The organism is Paraburkholderia nodosa, from assembly GCF_001718195.1.
GTDB classification, from domain to species: domain Bacteria; phylum Pseudomonadota; class Gammaproteobacteria; order Burkholderiales; family Burkholderiaceae; genus Paraburkholderia; species Paraburkholderia nodosa_A.
In genome coordinates this window covers 33677-53614 of the sequence record NZ_MCNV01000028.1, presented here as the reverse complement: position 1 = coordinate 53614, position 19938 = coordinate 33677, and the positions used below count along the sequence as shown (strand labels likewise).

10 protein-coding genes and 11 pseudogenes are annotated in these 19938 nt (G+C 57.3%); 10 read left to right on the top strand and 11 right to left on the bottom strand.

The genetic code is table 11. The features are described 5' to 3' along the window. The first annotated feature begins 734 nt into the window (after positions 1 to 734). Together BFD71_RS32275 and BFD71_RS32270 are read left to right on the top strand one after the other, a co-directional pair. Entirely contained in the window at positions 735 to 1592 is an 858-nt protein-coding gene (locus BFD71_RS32275) for a sterol desaturase family protein (protein ID WP_069268317.1), read from the top strand. A gap of 91 nt (positions 1593 to 1683) precedes the next feature. After that, positions 1684 to 2460 (top strand): GH12 family glycosyl hydrolase domain-containing protein, encoded by a 777-nt coding sequence (locus BFD71_RS32270; RefSeq protein WP_069268316.1) that lies wholly within the window; start codon positions 1684 to 1686, stop codon positions 2458 to 2460. Positions 2461 to 2533: 73 nt separating this feature from the next. On the opposite strand, the pseudogene BFD71_RS39610 reads toward BFD71_RS32270, so the two are convergent. Then, positions 2534 to 2737: pseudogene (locus BFD71_RS39610) on the bottom strand (transposase domain-containing protein); the annotation flags it as partial. 116 nt (positions 2738 to 2853) lie between these two features. Here BFD71_RS39610 and BFD71_RS41630 point away from each other — a divergent pair. After that, on the top strand, positions 2854 to 3087 hold the full coding sequence (locus BFD71_RS41630) for a hypothetical protein (RefSeq protein ID WP_176732985.1): 234 nt from the start codon (positions 2854 to 2856) through the stop codon (positions 3085 to 3087). A gap of 698 nt (positions 3088 to 3785) precedes the next feature. Next, a pseudogene (locus BFD71_RS41805) lies at positions 3786 to 3881 on the top strand (transposase); the annotation flags it as partial. Between the two features lie 655 nt (positions 3882 to 4536). On the opposite strand, the gene BFD71_RS32255 reads toward BFD71_RS41805, so the two are convergent. From BFD71_RS32255 to BFD71_RS39600, 6 genes and pseudogenes are all read right to left on the bottom strand, one after another. Then, positions 4537 to 4872, bottom strand: coding sequence for an H-NS histone family protein (locus BFD71_RS32255; protein ID WP_069268313.1), 336 nt, complete (start codon positions 4870 to 4872; stop codon positions 4537 to 4539). Positions 4873 to 5019: 147 nt separating this feature from the next. After that, positions 5020 to 5742: pseudogene (locus tag BFD71_RS32250) on the bottom strand (IS6 family transposase). Positions 5743 to 5779: 37 nt separating this feature from the next. After that, positions 5780 to 5969, bottom strand: a pseudogene (locus BFD71_RS42900) (transposase); the annotation flags it as partial. After that, on the bottom strand, positions 5923 to 6192 hold the full coding sequence (locus BFD71_RS40910) for a hypothetical protein (RefSeq protein WP_069268312.1): 270 nt from the start codon (positions 6190 to 6192) through the stop codon (positions 5923 to 5925). The gene BFD71_RS40910 and the pseudogene BFD71_RS42900, both read right to left, overlap by 47 nt. Positions 6193 to 6217: 25 nt before the next feature. Then, a pseudogene (locus BFD71_RS40905) lies at positions 6218 to 6506 on the bottom strand (helix-turn-helix domain-containing protein); the annotation flags it as partial. A 231-nt stretch (positions 6507 to 6737) separates the two neighbouring features. Continuing rightward, positions 6738 to 7114, bottom strand: a pseudogene (locus BFD71_RS39600) (transposase). Positions 7115 to 7919: 805 nt separating this feature from the next. Here BFD71_RS39600 and BFD71_RS32240 point away from each other — a divergent pair. The 3 genes from BFD71_RS32240 to BFD71_RS39595 all read left to right on the top strand — a co-directional run bounded on the left by BFD71_RS32240 (position 7920) and on the right by BFD71_RS39595 (position 12020). Further along, complete coding sequence (locus BFD71_RS32240) at positions 7920 to 9191, top strand: acyl-CoA dehydrogenase family protein (RefSeq protein ID WP_218108682.1); 1272 nt, start codon at positions 7920 to 7922, stop codon at positions 9189 to 9191. A gap of 244 nt (positions 9192 to 9435) precedes the next feature. Next, a complete protein-coding gene (locus tag BFD71_RS32235; protein ID WP_069268311.1) occupies positions 9436 to 10461 on the top strand; it encodes an aldo/keto reductase in 1026 nt (341 codons plus the stop codon). 752 nt (positions 10462 to 11213) lie between these two features. After that, positions 11214 to 12020: a class I SAM-dependent methyltransferase gene (locus BFD71_RS39595; protein WP_083245587.1), complete on the top strand. Its 807-nt coding sequence runs from the start codon at positions 11214 to 11216 to the stop codon at positions 12018 to 12020. A gap of 107 nt (positions 12021 to 12127) precedes the next feature. On the opposite strand, the pseudogene BFD71_RS43060 reads toward BFD71_RS39595, so the two are convergent. After that, positions 12128 to 12379 (bottom strand): annotated as a pseudogene (locus BFD71_RS43060) (transposase); the annotation flags it as partial. A 453-nt stretch (positions 12380 to 12832) separates the two neighbouring features. On the opposite strand from BFD71_RS43060, the gene BFD71_RS39585 reads away from it, so the two are divergent. Continuing rightward, on the top strand, positions 12833 to 13276 hold the full coding sequence (locus BFD71_RS39585) for a universal stress protein (protein WP_083245585.1): 444 nt from the start codon (positions 12833 to 12835) through the stop codon (positions 13274 to 13276). Positions 13277 to 13324: 48 nt separating this feature from the next. Here BFD71_RS39585 and BFD71_RS32230 read toward each other — a convergent pair. The 3 pseudogenes from BFD71_RS32230 to BFD71_RS39580 all read right to left on the bottom strand — a co-directional run bounded on the left by BFD71_RS32230 (position 13325) and on the right by BFD71_RS39580 (position 17597). Further along, a pseudogene (locus BFD71_RS32230) lies at positions 13325 to 14491 on the bottom strand (IS3 family transposase). Positions 14492 to 14678: 187 nt separating this feature from the next. Beyond that, positions 14679 to 15993, bottom strand: a pseudogene (locus BFD71_RS32225) (IS701 family transposase). A 484-nt stretch (positions 15994 to 16477) separates the two neighbouring features. Then, positions 16478 to 17597: pseudogene (locus BFD71_RS39580) on the bottom strand (IS110 family transposase). A 439-nt stretch (positions 17598 to 18036) separates the two neighbouring features. Between BFD71_RS39580 and BFD71_RS32215 the strand changes: the two are divergent. Further along, positions 18037 to 18951 (top strand): annotated as a pseudogene (locus BFD71_RS32215) (EamA family transporter). A 158-nt stretch (positions 18952 to 19109) separates the two neighbouring features. Continuing rightward, a complete protein-coding gene (locus tag BFD71_RS32210; protein ID WP_256094997.1) occupies positions 19110 to 19826 on the top strand; it encodes a hypothetical protein in 717 nt (238 codons plus the stop codon). Positions 19827 to 19938: the final 112 nt, after the last annotated feature.

Sequence of the window (19938 nt, the reverse complement as noted above, 5' to 3'; positions counted from 1 at the left end):
ACGTTGTCAGTCCGGCACCGGGACTTTGGACATTTCCGCCCCGAGGACACCACGTCGCTGGACCATACAGGCCCCTTCACCGAACGGCCGTTGGCTCTTCCGCACTTGCCCATCCGCTCAACTATGATGTAGGGCGATATCGGTGCATCAGGCAGGGAAGTCAAATCGTTGAATGCCAGCTGTGGTTTCTCGCGTCTCCTAGTGCCCAGATGTCCTTGAGAGACGGACTCGCTGCTGTGGGTTTCGTGCCGCGCCAACCCAACTGTGACGGCATAGGAAGGACGGTCGGCCGCGATGAGATTGCCGTCCTATCCGCAGAAGAGCAGGATCGGTGAACAGTGTGGCAATCAACTCCTGCGGCAAGTCAGCTGTGGCTGAATGCCGCCAGTACTTACGACGGAAGCGAAAACGGCATTTAGAATACGAATGTTTCCTATCCAAACAATTGATTTTCGCAATGGCGCGAAGCGATGCATACTAAAACTTACCGTGCAGTCGTCACGGTTATAGTTTGATATGGTTTGAAGTACTACGGTACTGATGTTGCTTGATCTGCTAGGTGCAACCCGCGCACTACCACCCTCACATCGAATGGCATGCCGAATCGGTATTTATAGGATGCGCCGGACCAAATAGTTTCGGACCGGTGAAGCGACAGCTGTAAGGCGGCTGCCTGACGATTACCGCTTTAATCTAGGCTCGCGCATAGAGCGCCGATTCGCCGGAGCAAATGAATGCACGTTGTCGATATTGATCAGATGGCCCGGTTCTTCGTGAGCTCATTAGAGCTCGTGATGGTGTTCGCTAACGTCTGCGTCGTACTCGAGCTGATCTATCCGGCCTACCGCTACAGTTTTGCGTCATACATTCGAGGCGTGCGGAACTGGATAATCCGCATTGGTTGTGGTGCATTAATCTGGCACCTTTACGCTATGGGGCTGCAGTGGCTAGGGGTGAAACCACTCCTGACAGTCGATTTTGGGGCGTTGTTCCATTCCGGCAACACGATTGTCGGCGTGTTTATGGCGGTTCTTTCTGGCGTCCTGGTTGCAATTGCCGGCGACTTCTTTTACTACTGGATGCACCGCGCACAGCACGCAATTCCGCTCCTGTGGCGCTTGCATGCCACTCATCACTCGATCCGCGAGCTGACCGCGTGGAACTGTAATCATCACATTTCCGAACCGCTTGTTTACGCGGTGTTTGTAGCACTGCCACTCGCGCTAATCCACTTCAATTCCGGTGTCGTGCCCGCGATTGCCATGACGCTAATTAGTTTTCAGGCACATCTTTCTCACTCTAGCACGCGCGTGAATCTCGGGCCGCTCCGATACATCATCGGCGATAACCAGTTTCACCGCATTCACCACTCAATGGAGTCGCATCACCGGCACCAAAACTATGGGTTCTTCACCACCATCTGGGACACGGTTTTTCGCACGGCATACTGGCCGGATAAAGAGGAATGGCCGGAAGTGGGTCTTCGCAACCAACCGGAACCGCATACGGTTCGCGACTACGTTCTGTTCCCGTTTGACCAACGCCGCTGGTTCCGACCGGCGGTCAAAAGTGGCAACAGGATGAGTGAATGATAGTTCCGCAAAGTTACCGCTCATATCCCCTAAAAGCCAAGAGAGACCAATCTCGACTGACATCATCCACTGTATAGGAGACAGCAACCTTATGCCGCGAACGCCATTCCTCGCCGGCTGTGCCGCCACAGTTTTGATGGTTTGCAGTGCAGAAGCACAGGCCGATGGCTGGTCTGCAACTTCGCCCGAAGCCTCGTCCTGCTATCCGGCCGATCTCCTTTTTGCTTCTAGCTCCTACGGTAGCTATACGTTCAACAATGACGTTTGGGCGCCCTGCCAAGGTGTCGCCGCAGGCAAGCAGACGATCTGGGCCAAGAGCAACGTTGACTGGGGCGTCTCTTCAAAACAACCCGACACCGGCCACATCAAGTCTTATCCGCACATCGGATACGCGGTCAACAAGCCACTCAGTTCGCTTAACTCGCTGACCGCTGTCGTCTCATCGACCACGCCTTACGGCGGCGCTTGGGAATCGACCTTCGATATCTGGGCCGGAAACAATGCGCACGAAATCATGGTCTGGCTCAACTATACCGGATTGCCTGATGGCTGCGGCAACGTCAAACCGATTTCCGCGAACTGGACGTTCTCCGGCTGTGCGATCCCAATTCAGAAAGATGTCCCGCTGTCGGGTGGTACCTGGAATGTCTACGTGGGCAGCAACGGCCGTAACACGGTCTATTCGTTTCTTCGCACAACAAAGACCGACCACACCACGCTCGACGTGCTGGCGTTCATGAATTACCTCAAGTCGCGGAATTATTTCGATGACGTCGTGCTTGGTGAGGTTCAGTACGGCTTCGAGATCACGTCGTCGCCTAGTGGTCTGTCTTTCGCGTCCAAAAACTTCGCCGTCACCACCGAGTGATGTGGCCGCCTCCCGTCCTCGCGTAAGCGTACGGTGCAGGCCGTTCTTGACACCGGTGAGTGCTTGAGGATTCTCAGGCGTGGTCGTTCTTGAGATGATCGGCAATTACCCACGGAAGCAGTTCGCCGACGCGACTGACTGGATGATCGGCGATACATGCAATGACGTAGCGCAGAGCTTCGGGGTCGAGTCCGTTCAGCTTGGCCGTGGCGACCAGCGCGTAGATTGCGGCAACCCTTTCGCCGCCACTGCCCGAGCCGAAGTGCAGGAAGTTCCGTTCCAGCGCTACCGTTTTGCGTCTTTGCCCTCATGCGATTTGCACGTTTTGATCAAACCATGCTAATCGCCCCCTTAGCGGGAGATGCCAGAATCGCTCGTGCGCTGGATCAAGTCATGCAGAAGATCGAGGTTTCTTTCCAGCGAACCCTTGACGGTGTCGAGACAAAAGGCGCGGCCCGCGGCCTCAGTGACCGTCTTGTTATAGCGGTCCGATTACCATTCGACGAAGCGGTTCCACACCGTCGTCGGCAGCGGGCCGTCGCGTTCGATGCCAAGATACAGTCTGCTGGCGTGGGCCTATGTCTGACGGCCACATCCGATGCTGGCCATCAAGCGCTGGCCGCCTGATCATGCCACCGACCCGCATACACCATTCTTGACGATTTCTCGCAGACCCGATCGGAAACACGAGCGCCCCGAACCAGGGGACCTACATGCCGTCCTGCTGCGCAAGCGGCAGGACGCCGGCCAGCGCAAGCACGGGCCACACTGCATGCGGAACTTGCGGCTACCGACCGAAGGAGAGCGGCCCGAGAAAGCTGATGGCGACTGCAAGACCGAGTGACACGCACGCGCCGGACGGCTTCGAAGTAGCACAGCGTCATGCCCGCCATCGCACTACCGAGGACGATGGCGGCGACCCAGCGCCGCCGGAGAAGGTTGAAGCGGCGGTCGCACCACGATTGACGGTACCACGCCCGCGAAACAAAGGCGCACCCAAGTCGTGCTGAACGTACCATATTGTGCCATCACGGGCCGCGGCAACGCGGCACCAAGCTGTACGCTGCACATCGACGCGATGGCCATGATAGGCGCGGGCCCACTTGCACTACGATTTACGCGGACGGAATCCGATTCTTCGCTCATACACGGCTCAGTGACGATGAGGCACAAATCCTAGCAGCACCAATTCGCTTTATATAAATGGTTATTTCTTCTGGATACTTCAATCATATTGATGCCCCTTTTAGTCCATTGTATCGTTGAAAAAGCACCTTATTTGGTATCCAATGGAACACATGGAAAAGATGAACTTGACCACGCTTGGACGGTCGAGCGTCGCGCCAGGGAAGTTGCTGCGAGCCATGCTAGTCTGGATGCTTTACAGCGTTCGCTCGGAGCGCCAACTGATGGAGCAGGTGGCTACATACCGCGGAGAGTAATGCATGTTGCATGAGCACGCTGCGGGTTTTCGTGCCAAACGGCACGAAAACAAGACTTTTCATGTAGTCATGCAGAGCACTTTCCAAAATCTTAGTAGTCTTATGACCTCCGCAACTAAAAATCTGACAGATCCCTTCGGGCGTCGCTTGATTGTCTGCGCCGCCCTGTCGGTTATCCCTCGCCCGGTAGCCGGGGCCATTGAGCGTCTAACACGCTGTTGAAGCGTTTCGTCTTACCATAAATTGGCGTTGCAGATTATCTTGCAAAGGTTCACCCTGCGACTGTCAAAAAATCTCACCGTCGATGGCCGGCTCTGCCTCGAACTAGCAGCTGCTTCATCCGCCACTTACGCTTCAGTCAAAAAGGACGCGATCATCCCTGCTCAGGATATCATCCTACCGCGCTCGGAATTCCGAGCGTCTCGCACAGTCCCTGCTCGACGCGTCGCAGCTCCGCGCGGCCCTTGATGGCCGTAGCGGGTTAGCTATTGTGCGTGACAGGACGGCGAATCAGGGAAACGGCCACAGGCACAAACCGAAACCGAGATGAACTCCGCGCGGCGGGCGCCTACGTGCGGCCGCACCTGGCCAGAGACTCGCAACGAGGCTCGACGTAGCGCAGGCCGAGAGAGAGTTAACCAGCGCGAACGGCCCGCAGCGTGCCGGCTGGTGCATCGTCGCTCTCGATGAGGAACAGACTGCGATCCTTGCCAGCGATCCAGGCCGGTTCACGGCCCCGGCCGCTCCACTCGCGGCCAGTGGCCGGGTCTCGGTACTTCGCGAGAACCGGCTTCATGTGGTACGTGCCACGTCGATATCGCCGGAGCTCGTTCGAAGTAATATCCCACTCGGTCATCTTCTCACGAATCTCCCGCAAAACGTTTTGCCGTTCGTCCTGCCTCGCACTCTCAATGCGCCGGTTCAACTTTTGCAACTCGGCGATGAGGTGCTTGTACGTATCGCCTTTCACCTGATTCTGTCCTCCGTGCTAGTCGATGCGATCAGTTCGAACCGGCCGCCTTCGGTGCGGTCGGCTTCCACGTCTGGAATGCCTTGTCTGGCTTTGTCAAGTTAAGCGATGGAGTTTGCCAAACCCCATTAACAATAGGCATCCTTATCAGATAACCATGCAGTTCGTACCAGTCCACTCAAACCAGCAGCGCAGGTGCGCCTGAAGTTCAGCTCTATGGCAGGCTGCGCTCATTTGATGCCGGGGCAACGCCGAAATGCTGACGGATCGGTCCGAAGCGCGTAAGAAACGCCTGCGTTCGGTGTGGATCGCGAAACCCCTGCGTTTGACACTAACGCCCGCGCGTGGGCTGGTGGCTATTCTCGGCGCGGTTGTTGACCCCGGCAGAGGCCTTCACGAAGAGGTGCTTCACACCGACCAGCTCGGTCACTTCCGCTTTGGCTGCCGGGTAGCTCCGCAACTGGTCGGTAACGATCTTCGTGGGCACCGGGGGTGCGAGCAGAGCCCCCCTGAAGAAGCGTTTGGCCGCAGCCTTGTCGCGGCGCTCTTGCAGCAGCACATCTAAGCTCTGCTCCATGTTCGTCCACCGCGCGTCACAGCACGTACGACCCGCCGCGCAGCTTCACAAACATTTCATCGAGATGCCAGGTGGAGCCAGGCTTTGCGCGCGCGGCTTTCCCGCGCCGCGTGGGCCCCGAACCGGTCGCACCAGTTTCGCACCGACTCGTAGCTGACCATCACGCCGCGCTCGAGCAATAACTCCTCCACGTCGCTCAGGCTCAGGTTAAAGCGGTAGTACCAGCGTACCGCGCAGCTGATGATCGCGGCCGGAAAACGCAAACCATAGTACGGCGTTTTGTTCCTCTTCACCCTCTCATTCTAACCGCCTTCGACTTGAAAAAGCCAAACAGACGGCCGCCAGCCATCGTTGTGTCTGCTGGTACACGAGTTGCCACGGCGTATAAATTGGTCGGCAGCACTCGCCACGCCGCCCAAGCGCGAGCCATCCAGCGCAACGCATTGAGCATCTCGCGCAAGATCGGTTGATCGCTATTCAATGCCTCCTTGCTTGCCGTCTCGCTCGTGAATATCTTTATCGGACAGATCGTGACGGCGGGCTTTGTCGCATCGATTATTCAGATCCAGACGACAGAATGGGCTCGCGAGGATATCCTCCACGTGACTAGTTGGAAATTGTGAGCGGAGCGCCACCCCAATTGCTTGCCAATTGGTAAAGGCACCGCTTTCGGCGAATTCGAAGGCCTTTTTTCGGATTCGCTCGCGCCGCTCCATCGTGTCGGTGTCGATCATATTCTTCATAGTCGTCCAGCTTCAGTGCGAATTAAAACTTGAACTGCAACGGCGTGAGGCCCCGTACGGCTTGCGCCAGCCAGCGCATCTCCTCGGCAGTGACCTTGGCGCCCGGCCGAGGACCGGCTCGACGAGCAAGGCGCTTTGTCCGCCGTTGGCGAAGTCGGCCAGCCAACGATAGACGCTGCGTTCGTTCACCCCGCAGGCCGCCACTACACTCGCCACGTCCTGTCGTTCGCCAACGGCTTCACTGCTTGCTGGCGCATTGCCTGCAACCTCACGTGATCCAGTTTCCGGCCATAGGGATGACGTTTGGATTTCATGCTCGTACTGTCTCGTCATTGTGACAATACTTTGAAAATGTTAGTAAACGCGGTGCGCCACGCGCTAACGGCTTGCCGCACGCTTGCGCACCTGCATTCGCAAAGATACTCATGCGACTCGACATCGACGTTGATATGCATCATATGGTTCTTGGGAGACGGGCTCACCCGTAGAATTGGCGTTGTCACGTTAAGGTACGAGATGCAAGAGCGCACAGGACGTACATTCGCTCAGAAATTGGACGGATCTTGGGTGAGCCTAGTGAAGCGATGCCACCCGGCAGAGCGTGCGTCGAGCTGTTTGCGATAGAGTGATGCACGCAGTAAATGTCGCTTGAGCGCGAAGTGCTGGCGAATCGGTCCGAAGCTCGATAAGAACGCTTGTGTGCGACCAGGATCGCGGAAACCACGCATCCGGCGTTCGCGCTCACGCGTAGGTTGATGGCTGTTTTCGGCACCGTCTCGTAACTGACAACGACAGCGCGCTCGAACAGCAGTTCTTCAATATCACACAGGCTAAATTGGAACCAGAAACACCACCGAACCGCGAGACTAATGATTGCCGCTGGGAAGCGGTGGCCGTGATAAAGCGATTTTCTTTTCTTCATCGAGACATCTTACGTTACAGTGCCCTCGCTAGTCCTGATAGTCGGACATTAACGCAGTTGGGTCGACATCGGCGGTTATTCCCTTCGCGTCATGCCCACCCGCATGACGCGCCTTTTTTCGCTACATTTACTCCTTGGCAGCATGCTTTCTGCTGAGGTGTGGCTGGCCTGCCGTTAAGAATCTAAACGCGGGTTAGCATCGCTCGCGCCGGGTTTTGACGGCGCCGCACCGATCGACTTCCAGCATGCAAGCATACAGCTCAACGCCATGTGGATAAGACGATTGTCACGCGCGGTGAACGCGAAACCGTCAACTGGAATATCTGAGCGGTCATCTCTCGGCGATGCAATGATTGCGACATTACTATAACTGAACGACATTTCAATTCTTTTGATATTAATTGCCTTGCGTCTCTACTGAACGCGAGGCAGACTTTCTGAAAGTGTGTATAAAGTATTAGATCCGTCGACGAACAATAGATTTGTCAACCCGAGGCCGAACCGCGAGTGCCTATTTGCGCGGGTCTTGCATTCCAACCACGCTAAGCGCACAGGAGGAAAACCCATGGTCCGGCTCACCAATCCCCCGCCTACAGCCACAATTGATGCTTGCCACATAAACCACAGAAATGAACGCACGCTGCCCGTCACAGAACCAATAGCATATAGACTGCAGCCGGGTAGGCGATTAGCACGAGAACCGCGTAATGCTGGTCAATCATGACGTAAGGCGCAACAACTAACCACCGCCGCACTGAACCTGTCATAGGTGAAGGCATGCTCGCTCATTTAATTAATCAGACACATGCTGAAACTAATGAAGCAAAGTAATGCTCTACACGAGTCAGATCGCCCGGTGCCAAAGGGGCATCAAGCTGAAATTCAAGCCCCCTCTGACGACGAGGGCCTGGAGATCTCGTCAGTTGCAGCCGGTCGGATCCTCGACGCGATTCGCGATCTTGCCCCGGACATGCTCGCGCGCGTAACCGAAATCGAAGCCGGACGATGCATGCCGTCCGACCTTATCGAGAAATTGCGATCGATCGGGGTGTTCCGCGTGTTCGTGCCACGCAGCCGTGGAGGATTAGAGTTAGATTTGCCTTGGGGAATGGAAGTGATCAGCGCGTTGGCTCGGCTCGACGGGTCAGTCGGCTGGACCGCGATGATCGGCATTTCATCGGCAATTATGAGCCCTCGATTGCCGAGACAGACTTACGATCTGATGTATCAGGAGAAGTCGGACATCATCATAGCTAGCGTATCCATGCCTGGAGGCACCGCCGAGAAAGTGCCAGGTGGGTGGCAGATCAGCGGCCGTTGGCCGTTCGCCAGTTGTTGCCGCAACGCCGACTGGATGGCGGGTCTGTGTGTCATGTCGGAAGGAGGAAAGCCACTCCTTGGCCCGGCAGGGGATGCCGGGCCAGCCTTGGTCCGGGGTGTCGCCTTGCCGGCCTCGGCTTGGCATATTGAAGACACTTGGCACGCCTCCGGCCTCAGAGGTACCGGCAGTCACCACATAGCCCTACAGAACGTACTCGCGTCGGAGGCCAATTTTTTCGACTTTCCGGCTGGCGCATCATGCGAACCGGGACCGCTTTATCAAGCTTGGCGGCACCTCCAGTCGGTGCTTATTGGCGCGGTCTGCGTAGGCATCGCGGAGGGCGCGTTGTCGGATGTTGCCGAGCTCGCCCAAAGCGGCAGGCAACAACTTCGAGCGCCGGCTCCTATGCGCGACTCGGAGATGGTCTTGGGCGAGCTGGGCCGAATTGAGGCAGATGTGCGTGCGGCGCGGGCGGCCATGCAGGTTCAGGCGGAGAGTCACTGGCGGCACGCCTTGGCCGGCACGCTGAATGGCCAAGCGCTGTACAGCGAGGGCATACAGACTGGAATCTGGATTGCGACGATCTGTGCCCGCGCAGCGCATGCCTGCTTTACCCTGGCCGGCGGTGTCGCAGTGTATGAATCTTCACCACTTCAGCGGCGGCTGCGCGATCTGCAGGCGGCTGCGCAACACGCCATGGTCCACCAGCGGCACTACGCGGAAGCTGGTCGGATGATGCTGGAGCGGGTCGTATGAACGTCAAGGTCGGACAAATGGCCATAGAACGGATCGGGGAACGGCAGGAGGCTTTAGGAGTGGCAGGCCTGCGTATCAGCCTTCCGCATGTCCATACTCAGCGAATTCCAAGCGCGCCAACCTCCCGATCGGTCGGCTTTCCTCCTATATGGTTAGTTATCCGATCGGCGTTGGCAATGCCAGTTCAACCCCTCGCAAGCACACCGGGGCCGCACCATGATGACCGTTATAAGGCGCAACTAAGATGCAGAGTATCCAGCTCGCCCCAAACTACGAGATTTCACGAGTGATCCACGGAGGCTGGCAACTCGCGAGTGGCCACTGCACGCCCCGAAGCGAAGATCCCGTGGCGGACCTGGTGGCCTTCGCGGATGCCGGAATAACCACCTTCGACTGTGCCGACATCTATACCGGGGTCGAAGAACTGATCGGTCATTTTAGAAGGCGCTATCGCGATCTGCGAGGGGAAGAGGCCCTCGCCCGAATCAAAGTCCATACCAAATTTGTGCCGCATTTAGACATACTACGGCGCATCAGCAAGTCTTATGTCGAGAGGGTGATCGACCAGTCACTGCAACGCCTCAACCAGGAGCGGCTCGACCTCGTACAACTCCACTGGTGGGAATACCGAGAGCCACGTTGGATCGAGGTGGCGCTGTGGCTCGATGATCTTCGCCGCGCCGGCAAGATTGATAAGATCGGCGGCACCAATTTCGACACTTACCATATGCTGGAGATCGTGAACGCAGGAGTGCCGTTTACCTGCATGCAGGTGCAGTATTCGCTGCTCGACGGACGTCCAGAGCGGCGGATGGCTGCGGCGGCAGTCGAGTACGGTATCCCCCTTCTGTGCTATGGAACCGTGGCAGGCGGCTTCCTCGCCGACAGATGGTTCGGCGCACCGGAACCGACATGGGAGCTGGAGAACCGTTCGCTGGTCAAATATAAGCGGATTATCGACGACATCGGCGGTTGGGATCTATTCCAGGCCCTTCTGACAATGCTCCGCCAGATCGCGGACCGGCACGGATCCGACATCGCCACAGTCGCCAGCGCTGCGATGCTCGACCGACCGGGGGTGGCGGCCGTCATCATCGGCGCGCGCGACCGCACTCATCTAGCCTCGAACGTCGCCATCTCAGGTCTCACCTTGACCGCCAAGGATATGGACCTTATCACCGGAGTTCTGGCAGAAGCGACGGAGCTTGAGGGGGATGTCTATGGGCTGGAGCGCGACGACCAAAACGGTAATCGCACCCGCAAACCCTGATTCACCTCAATCTAGGCCGGTATCCGGATATAAGTTGGAGAGAGTTGAATGAGAAACGCTTTACCGCCTAAGCGGGCCTTCGGCATCTTGGACGACGACGATTTGCGCAATTGGACAACAATACGTGGACCGCCTCGGGCTAGCCGAAGCCTGTCAACAGCGAGGCTTTTACGCCTACCCTCTGGCGGAGCACCATTTTACGGCGCATTGACGACGCCGTTCCTGTCGAGCGTCGCACAGCGCGCCGCGTAACTTCGTCTCGGCCCTCTAGTCATGCTGCTTATAGCCTTCGTCATCCGCTACTTGCGCTTGAAGAGATCTGCATGCTTTATCACCTGAACGGTGGTGGGTTCGAAACAGCACAGGCTCGGCTCTCTTCCGATCAAGCGAGGTTACTTCGGGATAGATGTGGACGCGGTGCCAGAACGTTACTTCAAAGCAAGCGAGATTCTAATGGAGGCGATAAAAGGTGGCGCCCTTTCGTATCGGGACCACCGTTTTCAGCTAGACAACGGCCCTTTGACTGATGCCCCATCAAGGTCCGTGCCAACCGCCACCAATGGACCAGAGTCTGCGGGCAGGGCCGCTGCAATCGGCGCAAAATTCGCATCCGCAGCGCCCGCGTCGTCTTTCGCAAGACGGCCCCTGAAATGCGAAAACCCGAGGGCACATCACCAGGGGCCAAGACGAGAGCATAACGGTTGCAAAAGCCGCGTCACTCAATCGAAATTAAGAATTCTCAATGAGGCAATATGGGCTACATCATAAAAACGGATGACAGTGCCAGGCTAAGACTCGGCATCCAAAGCCGGTTATACGAACAGTCCAGTGTCGACCTTATAAGCAGAGCCGGCACGCTTCGCGGAAGGAAGATCCTTGAAGTTGGCTGCGGTAGTGGCGCAATGACACTGAATCTGGCGCGCGCGGTTGGACATCAAGGAACGGTGACGGCTATAGATAACAGTCCGGCGCAGCTAGATGCGTCCCGCGAATTGGTAAGAGAAAATGGTTTCAAGAATGTTCGCTTTTTCGAAGGTGACGTTAATTGCCTAAATCATTTGGATAACTCATATGACTTAGTCTATTGTCGGATGGTGCTCCATCATGTGGCGGATGCTGATCACGCGATTCGTGAAATGGTGAATGCGCTCCGCCCAGATGGCCATTTGCTGTGCGAAGAGCCGGTGATTCATGACGGCTCATTCTCTTTTCCACCGTCTGAAGCAATCGATGAGTTTATAAGAATCTTAAGATCTTGTTTTATCGTGAACGGCCGTGATTACAATATCGCCTTCCGTATGGAGAGTGTTATCAGGAATCTCGGTTTGACAATTGAACATTACCGCTTATATCACCCGTTACTCAATTCAGCCAAAGATAGGTTGCTTTACGCGATGAGCTTGAGTGACCTCGCGCCGCAGATGATCAAAAACGGAATAATCGATCCTTCGTCAGCTTCTGAACTTCATGAGAAACTAGTACACGTGGCGAATTCTGAGACAACAATGACTTGGGCGAGGATGCACAGCGTTCTGGCACGGAATTGTTCAAAGGCTTAGAGACGGCTTCATAAAATTGTTGGGCTTGCTGAAAGGTGTTCCAGCAGATCACCCAACAGCCAGCTTAGAAGGCGCTTTGCAGCTCTGTTAAGGGCTGCGCAGTGGAAGAGAATAAGCAGGGAGAACACGACGAAATGCAAACCAGCCAAGGTTTTGGGCAAACCCTCGTAGTTTCTGGCCAGTCGTCTGAGGCGGTTGAGCCAGCCGAAACTGCGCTCCCCCACCCAACGACGCCGCAACAGTACAAAGCCTTCATTTGCCTCCGGCAACCTGACCACGCGAAGCTCGATGCCTTCATCGCGAGCGGCTTCTGTGGGCTCTTCGCCGGTGTAGCCTTGGTCAGCGAACGCGATTCTCACCGTCTCCCCCGTAGCCTGCTCGACCTGTCGCGCCAGTTCCCGATCTATGCACGCTCCTGTTCACTGGGCGGCGTGACATGCGCGCCCAGTGGTTGCCCAAATGTACGCACGGGCAGGGTATATGAGCTTACTACCCGTCATAGCCTGCGCGTGGACCACGCTACCACTTCGACTGCAGAGCGCGTCCATCGAGAATGCCCCCACTGACCCCGGCGATCGTGCGTCACGCAGATAATCAACCGCAGACACTTACCATTTATTTGAAACAGCCTGCCTGGAACCAGCGCTGCGTCTACTGGTAGACCGTCTCCCAAGGCGGAAAGTCATTGGGGGTTAGTTTCCCCAGTCTGGCCTACCGCCGCAGCCCTCTCCCATAGCATCGGACGCCGGATTTCGACGAAGTAATACGATTGATTCGCGAATTATCAACTTCACAAGTCTAACGGACTCCTAGTGTCTGACTATCAAAGCATTCTTGTTTATTACGACGGATCGGAAGAAAGCCAGCAAGCTCTGAATCGTATTCCCGAGCTGCGCTGGCAAGGAGCGGGTGAACTCCATGTGCTTGCTGTTGCCGACATTTCCACTGCACTCATATCGACAGCTGGGATCGTGACCGACCTTGCTTATTCAACATATTTAAGCAATACATCACAGTTGCTGGACAACGCGCTTTGTCGTCTGAAAAGCAAAGGCATTAGGGCGAGCGGCTACCTTTCTCACGGTACAGTGGTCGACAGTGTCGTGCACTACGCGGAGCGATTGAATGCTGGTTTGATCGTGGCGGGATTTCGCCATCGTCAAGGAATTTCGAGGCTATGGCGTGGCCGCCCTTGGCAATTCGATTTGATCGAGCGTTTGGTTGGCCGAATGGTTGTTATTGTCTCTCAAATCTGACGCCAGCATTGAGGTTCCCTCGGTTTTTCGCCTTCCAGAGTTTTCTGGTTACGCGGCCACATCCTTGGCCTGCTGAGCTTTGATGCAGTCTTGCAGCAACTGAACCGGCGATACAAAGCCGAGCGACGAATGAGGGCGACCGCGGTTGTAAAACACTTCAAAGTATCCGAACAGGTCCACCATCGCTTCCTGATGGGTACGGTATCGCGTAGCATGCCCCCGTTCGTTCTTCAGGCTGTTGAAGAAGCTCTCCGTCGGGGCGTGTCCCAACAGTTTCCCTTGCGGCTCATCGAGCAGCACATACCGTATTGCGCCAGCTTGCGCTGGAAGTCGTCGCTGGCATATTCGCTACCCCTGTCCGAATGGTGCAGCGCGCCGGGCTCGGGCTGGCGTCGGAACCATGCCATTGTCAGCGCGTCCGTCACGATGTCAGCCGTCATGCGCGGCTTGATCGATCAGCTGACAACTTCCCGCTTAAACAGGTCCAGCACGATCGCAAGATACAGCCAGCCCTCATCGGTCTAGATGTACGTGATGTCCGATGTATAGACCTGATTCGGCGCTGTCGGCGTGAAAATCGCGCCCCAGCAGATTTTCCGCGACCGGGAGCTTGTGCTTCGAGTTCGTCGTGACAGGGTAACGTCGCTTGTGCCGAGCCCGCATGCCGTTCTCGCGCATGAGCCGCTCGACCCGCTCCTTGCAGGCCGGAAAGCCGCGTGCGCAAACTTCCTCGGTCATCCGTGGTGAGCCATAGGCGTTCTTGACCGCGGCGTGGATAGACTGGATCAGGGCGAGCAACTGGGCCTCTGTGAGACGCTCGCGCCCGGGCGTGCCGCCGCGCATCCACGTCCGATACCGACAGGACCCGCACAGCGCCGACAGCGGATAGTGCCGGCGATGCGAATCAATCCGGGCATACTTCACAGGAGGTCCTTCACGAACAACGCCGCCGCTTTTTTTTCCGATTTCAAGTTCCATCTGCAGACGCTTGTCCTCAGCCCGCAGGCGTGAGAACTCCATCTGTTCCGGCGTGGCAGCCTTTGTCCCCGGGACATTGAGTGTGCCTGCCTCATCGGCCTTGACCCAGTTGCGCAGCGACTGGTGGGAAATCCCCAGTTCACGAGCAACATCCCGCGCGCTTTGCCCGTTCTTCACTCGCTTTACCGCGATCGTCCTGAACTCAGCGGTGTATGCCTGCTTTGGTACCTTGAACATCGATTCTTTCCTTCCTTCGGGTCGAGTTTACACATGACCTACTGGAAGGCGAAAATTCTGGGGAAGCTCATATATCCTTATGTCTTACTGTGTCACATAATTAGTTGCGCGCTCTATTGCCGCGCAGGAAGAGAGCCATCGTTGCATGAGTCTTTGTCCAAGCAGGATGCGCAACGTAGTGATGGAATCAGGAATGTGGCGTTGAGCGCGCTGGACTGCCCCGCGGGATGTAATCCGGAGGAAGGGCAGGCAGCGCGCGTTCAAGGAAGTTTTTTATCGCGTCCATCTGGTCGCATTCGGAGTCGCTGAGCCATCAGAAACGCATACGAGGCGATACTCAGTGTGGCGTGGTGGTGAAAGCCACGCCAGCCCCTCCCTTCATGATGACCGAGCCCAAATTCCTGTTTCAGGTCCTGATAGTCGCGCTCGATGCGCCAGCGCATCTTGGTCACGAACACAAGCTGCTCAAGTGTCGCTTCCTCGGGGGCGGTAGCGAGAAAGTATTTGAGCGGCTCCGTTTTGCCATCGGGCCATTCGATGAGCAGCCATTCTTCGTCGCGGACGGCGCTTCGCCAATAGTCGCGATGTGCGGGACGAACCCGTACGGCGGCAAAGCGTGAGGATAGTGCTGCGTTGCTGCCTTCCCGCCAGGTTACGGATTGCCAGGCGTTCACGGGTAATTGCATGTCCAGCTCCTTCACGGCGATCGGCTCGTGGCCGGGCGCACGGCGCAACAATGTCGGCGGCTTGCCGCGCCCGCTCCAGGGCTTGGGCGGAAGCGGCTCCATACCGGGCGCCCACACTGAAGTGCCAGGCCGGATCCCTACCGCATACAACAAACCCAGTTCAGTTATGCTTTCCCGAAAAGCGGTTTTATCGCCGTACCCGGCATCTGCGAGCACAATGCCCGGTGCAATGCCGGATGCTATAGCCTCTCGAAGTTGGGCCAGCGCAATCTGTGGTTTCGTCTCGAAGGTGAGATCGTCGGGAGTGCCGGCATAACGCGCTCGTTCACGGTCGTCAATCCATTCCTTGGGGACATACAGCTGCCAGGCAATCGGCAGACTGCCGCGTTGCGTCGCGATCGACAGGCTTACGGCGACCTGACAGTTGTCCTGCTTTCCGAGCTGCCCGCCGTACTGACGTGCCACCTCGACCGAATGACGTCCCTTCTTTGGAAAACCGGTGTCGTCAATAATCCAGTAATAACCGTTCTCTTCGGCTGCGTGTGCGTCTAACGCAGGCATCACCCATTCTCGTACCCGCTGCAAGACCGCACGGTCAGACCAGTCTGCCCTGGCTACAAAGTGGTGGAGAGACTAGTGCTTCGCACTCGCGTGAAGTGGGTCAATGTGCGCGGCCATTGGCTCGACACTCTTGCGCGACAGGGGCAAAACCAAGCCCGAACAGTAGCCGCTGAGGCCGGCATGGCGATCGGCATGCCCTAACGCCTGCCCAAGATGATTCGGATATGTCTCAAATTCGTCGACATCTTCTCTCATCGATCGCCCGAAGTCTATAGTATTCAATGCGACCAGGTATCGCTTTGCCGCAAACAGATTTTGTGACACAGTAAGACTTCTATGGTGCAATGGAAGTCAAGCCCTTTCGCGATCCGTTTTCCCGTCAGTTATCTCCCGAGCGCGACAGGTGGTTATCCACGGCCGGCCGGCGGGGTCGTCTGTTACGACCACGACGCTGGCCGTGGACAACCTGCTCGATCAGATGTTTTGCAATCCTCCATATCAAGCGAGAACAGTAGTGAGGTCGGGGTGTCTGAAGTCCGGGCACTTGACCGGACCAACTTCTATCCGTTCCGGCACGAGACCGGGCACCACATACCGCATGCGCAAGGCGCTGGAACCGCCCCTTATGGACGCGCCCCATCTAGAACTACGGTCACCTGCGAAGATGACCCGCTTACTGTCCGGGCGCGCCGAACCTTCAAACGCTGCTGCCGCTCGACGTTGGCTACTCAGGTCGCTGTCACCTTCTTCGCAGGGGCTTGAGGGTTGCCCCGAGGGGAATCTCGCCGAATGCGCCATAGCGCGACCGCCAGACGTCTGGCAAGTGCCACAATGCCGATGCGTCGCATACGCTTGTCGCCGCCTGCAAAGCGCTCGTTGAACCAATCGCTTAGCTGGCTGCTGGGCTGGAAGCGCAACCAGTTCCACCATCAGCCATCGCGCTCGCTTGTTGCCGATCTTGCTGATGCCCTGCTCAACTTCACTGGTGCCGCTGGCATAGGGCGTCGGGGCTAAGCCCAGGCAGCCGGCCACTTCACGGCGGTTGTGAAACTGCCGCCAACCAAACAGTTCCCTGATCAGGACCCAGGCACTGCCGGTGCCGATACCCGCAAGGAGCGCGAGCCGCGCAATCGCGGGTTGCGCACCGCTGCGCACTTCGCGCTGCTGCTGTACCTCGAGCGCCCTGATCTGGCCTGGCAGCGAGCAACAGCCGTTCGAATTCGCGTTCGATCTCGGAGCGCAGGGCAGGCAACAGCTGTGCAGTGTGCTGCGTCCACCAGTGCGCCCACGCGCGGCCACCGATTCGCTCGGGCCGCAGGTTGTGGAGTACAGCAGCGAGCGGATGCGGTTGCTATGGGCAGTGCGCTCCTGCCTCAGGCGAGCGAGTTCACGGTGTACCCGCCGCTCATCTTCCTGTTCGGGGGTGGGGATACGTGCGACCGCCCAAGCCCGGCGCTCACCACCGTAGTAACGCATCAGCATCGACAGAAGCTTGTCGCTGTCGAGACGGTCGGTCTTGACGCGACGTCTGCGCCGGTTCACTTCGATACTGGCTGAATCCACCACCAGGTTCGTGATCTGATGTGCTTCCAGGCAGCGGCGAAGCCAGAAGCCGTCACGCCCGGCTTCATAACAGCTGCGCACCGGGGCATCGATGGTCAGATGACAGCGCGCTTTGGCTTTTGAAATCGCCGTAAAGACCGCGGCCGTATCGCCAGCGGCCACTGTGCAGCGGCTCGGGAGTGCACTCCATCGCCCAGCGAGAGCTTCCAGTTCTTGTCACCCAGTTCAAAGGCGACGTACAGCGATCCGGTGATGGTTGTATCCTGCCCATGAAGGGCCGTGCGAGGCGCATTCATTTGCGTACCACCTCGGAAAACGGGTGTCGGAATCCTCGTTTTACTCCAGGAGGCTTACTTCCGCGGCCCTTCCATAGTATCTAGCAGGCTGTTGAAATACACCTCACTGATGCACGGGATGCCTTTCCAAAGAGTCGCTGCGTCGGTTGGGTTTGTGTCGATTTGTTACCGGGCGCTCCCGCGCAAGCCCACTCCTGCCGAGAAGCGTGCGGTCGGTTCCGTCACTTCACAAGACGTGCATTCTAGCGCTCCGATCTTACCGCGACAAAACCATTTACCTGCAGAACAAGCTTTTTCTGGATCGCGAATCATCGATATGATTGATGCGCTCAAAAATATTAATGGCTCATACGAAGCGGATCTGCGCTGTTAGGATTCTCCCGTCGTTGCCACGAAGCCGAGTATGAGCGAAGATTTAGATGCCGTCCAAGCGAATCGTATCGACACCGGGCTTGAGCCAGTTAACGGCGATGCGTTTGATGCTAACGCCCTTGGTTCTGAGCCGTCTTCGCAACGTTTTTCCAGCGTGCTCGCGCCTGCCATGGCTATCGCATCGATGTGCAGCAGCGTGCAGCTTGGTGCTGCATTGTCGCGACCCGTGATGATCCGATACGGTACGCTCAGCACGACTTGGCTGCGTCTTTGTTTCGCGGGATTGGTACTCGCGATCGCGATGCGACCGCCGCTCCATGCCTACTCCCGACAGCGCTGGATCGCCGCTCTCGTTCTCGGTAGCGCCATGGCCGGCATGATGCTGTGCTACTTCGAAGCCGTGCAACGCGTGCCCCTTGGTCTCGGAGTCGCCATCAGCTTCATTGGCCCCCTCTTCGTCGCGATGGCCGACATCCGCAAATTCCGGATGCTAGTGTGGTGTGGCCCATGGTGGCGATGGTCGGCGTCGTCCTGATTGCGCGGCAGGGCGGCATATGGACCACCTCGCTCGCCGCGCTGGTCTTTCCGATTGGGGCTGCGCTCGGCTGCGCAACCTACATCGTGATGATGAAACGAGTCGGCACGCTGTTCGATGGCCTGCAGGGGCTCTCAATGTCGCTGATCGTCGCGGCCCTTGTCACCACGCCGTTTGGTCTTGCGCAAAGCGGTGGCCATCTGCCCCGCCGCTCAACTGATTGACGCCGCATATCTCGCGGTACTCGTGCCGCTCCTGCCCTACGTACTCGAAATGTTCGCGCTGCGGCGCATGACGGCGTCCGCGTTCGGCATTCTGATGAGCGTCGAACCCGCCATTGCCGCCGCAATCGGTTTTATCGTCCTCGGTCAGCCTATGACGGGCTTGCAAAGCATCGGCACGTTGCTCGTGGTCTGCGCCAGTACAGCCTGCTGTCGCCAAAAATAGGCCAGTGTTGCCGGCAATTGGATCGTCGTCTCGCACTGCATTTTCTTCCAAGTCTTCGAATGTTGCCGAGACACTAACTAGGGATGGTTCGCTTCGTCGTTGTATGTGTCGCGCTCGCGATGCTGTTTCCCTTCATGTAGTTTTACTGGAGACTGAAAATGGCCCACCAAGATCGTGCCCGTTTCGAACCGGTTGCAGACTGTGAAATGCAGGCGCTCTTTTCCGCCTCGCCCGACACCGCCGCGTTTCACCGCGGCGAACGGATCGACCGCGAATACTATCGGCGGCATCTCGTCGAGACAGTGCTGCGCATCCGCCTGAACAATGAAATCGATGCATTCGCGCTCTACAAGATTGGCTTCAAGGACAATCAACTCGCGCAGATCCTCTCGCAATACCTCGCCGAGCAATACGGCCACGAAGGACTCTTTCTGCGCGACATCAAAAAATTTGACCTCACCGCCGAACGGATTGACACCATTCAGCCGCTCCACTCGACCAGCAAGCTGATCAATTACTTGTATCTCAGCATCGAACGCGATGGCCCGTTGCCGACGATGGTGTGGAACTGGTTCGTCGAATGGTATTCGGGCCGCTACAATAAGACGATCACCGAGGCTGCGGGTCGAGCCTTCGGCCACCACACCGTTAAGGGTTCACTTGGCCATATCCAATACGACGAACCGCGCGACCGCGACGGTCTGATGTGCGCCTCCCTCCAGCGGGCGATCGACGGATGGGGTGGCATCGACAAGGCCGAAATGCATCTGCGCAACTTGCTTGGTCGGCGATTACTTCGACGAACTGAAGGCAGAAACCGGGCGCCAGTCGGAGGTGGTCGTCGCATGAGGAGCGCATCATGGCTACTGTCGTAGTAGAGCCCGTCTCATCGGGCACCGCGCCGGTCGCTGCAGCGCAGCGGCTCGGGCATCCGGTACACGCGTTCTGCGCAGATACTCGCATCGTGCCGCCAACGCACCTACGGAC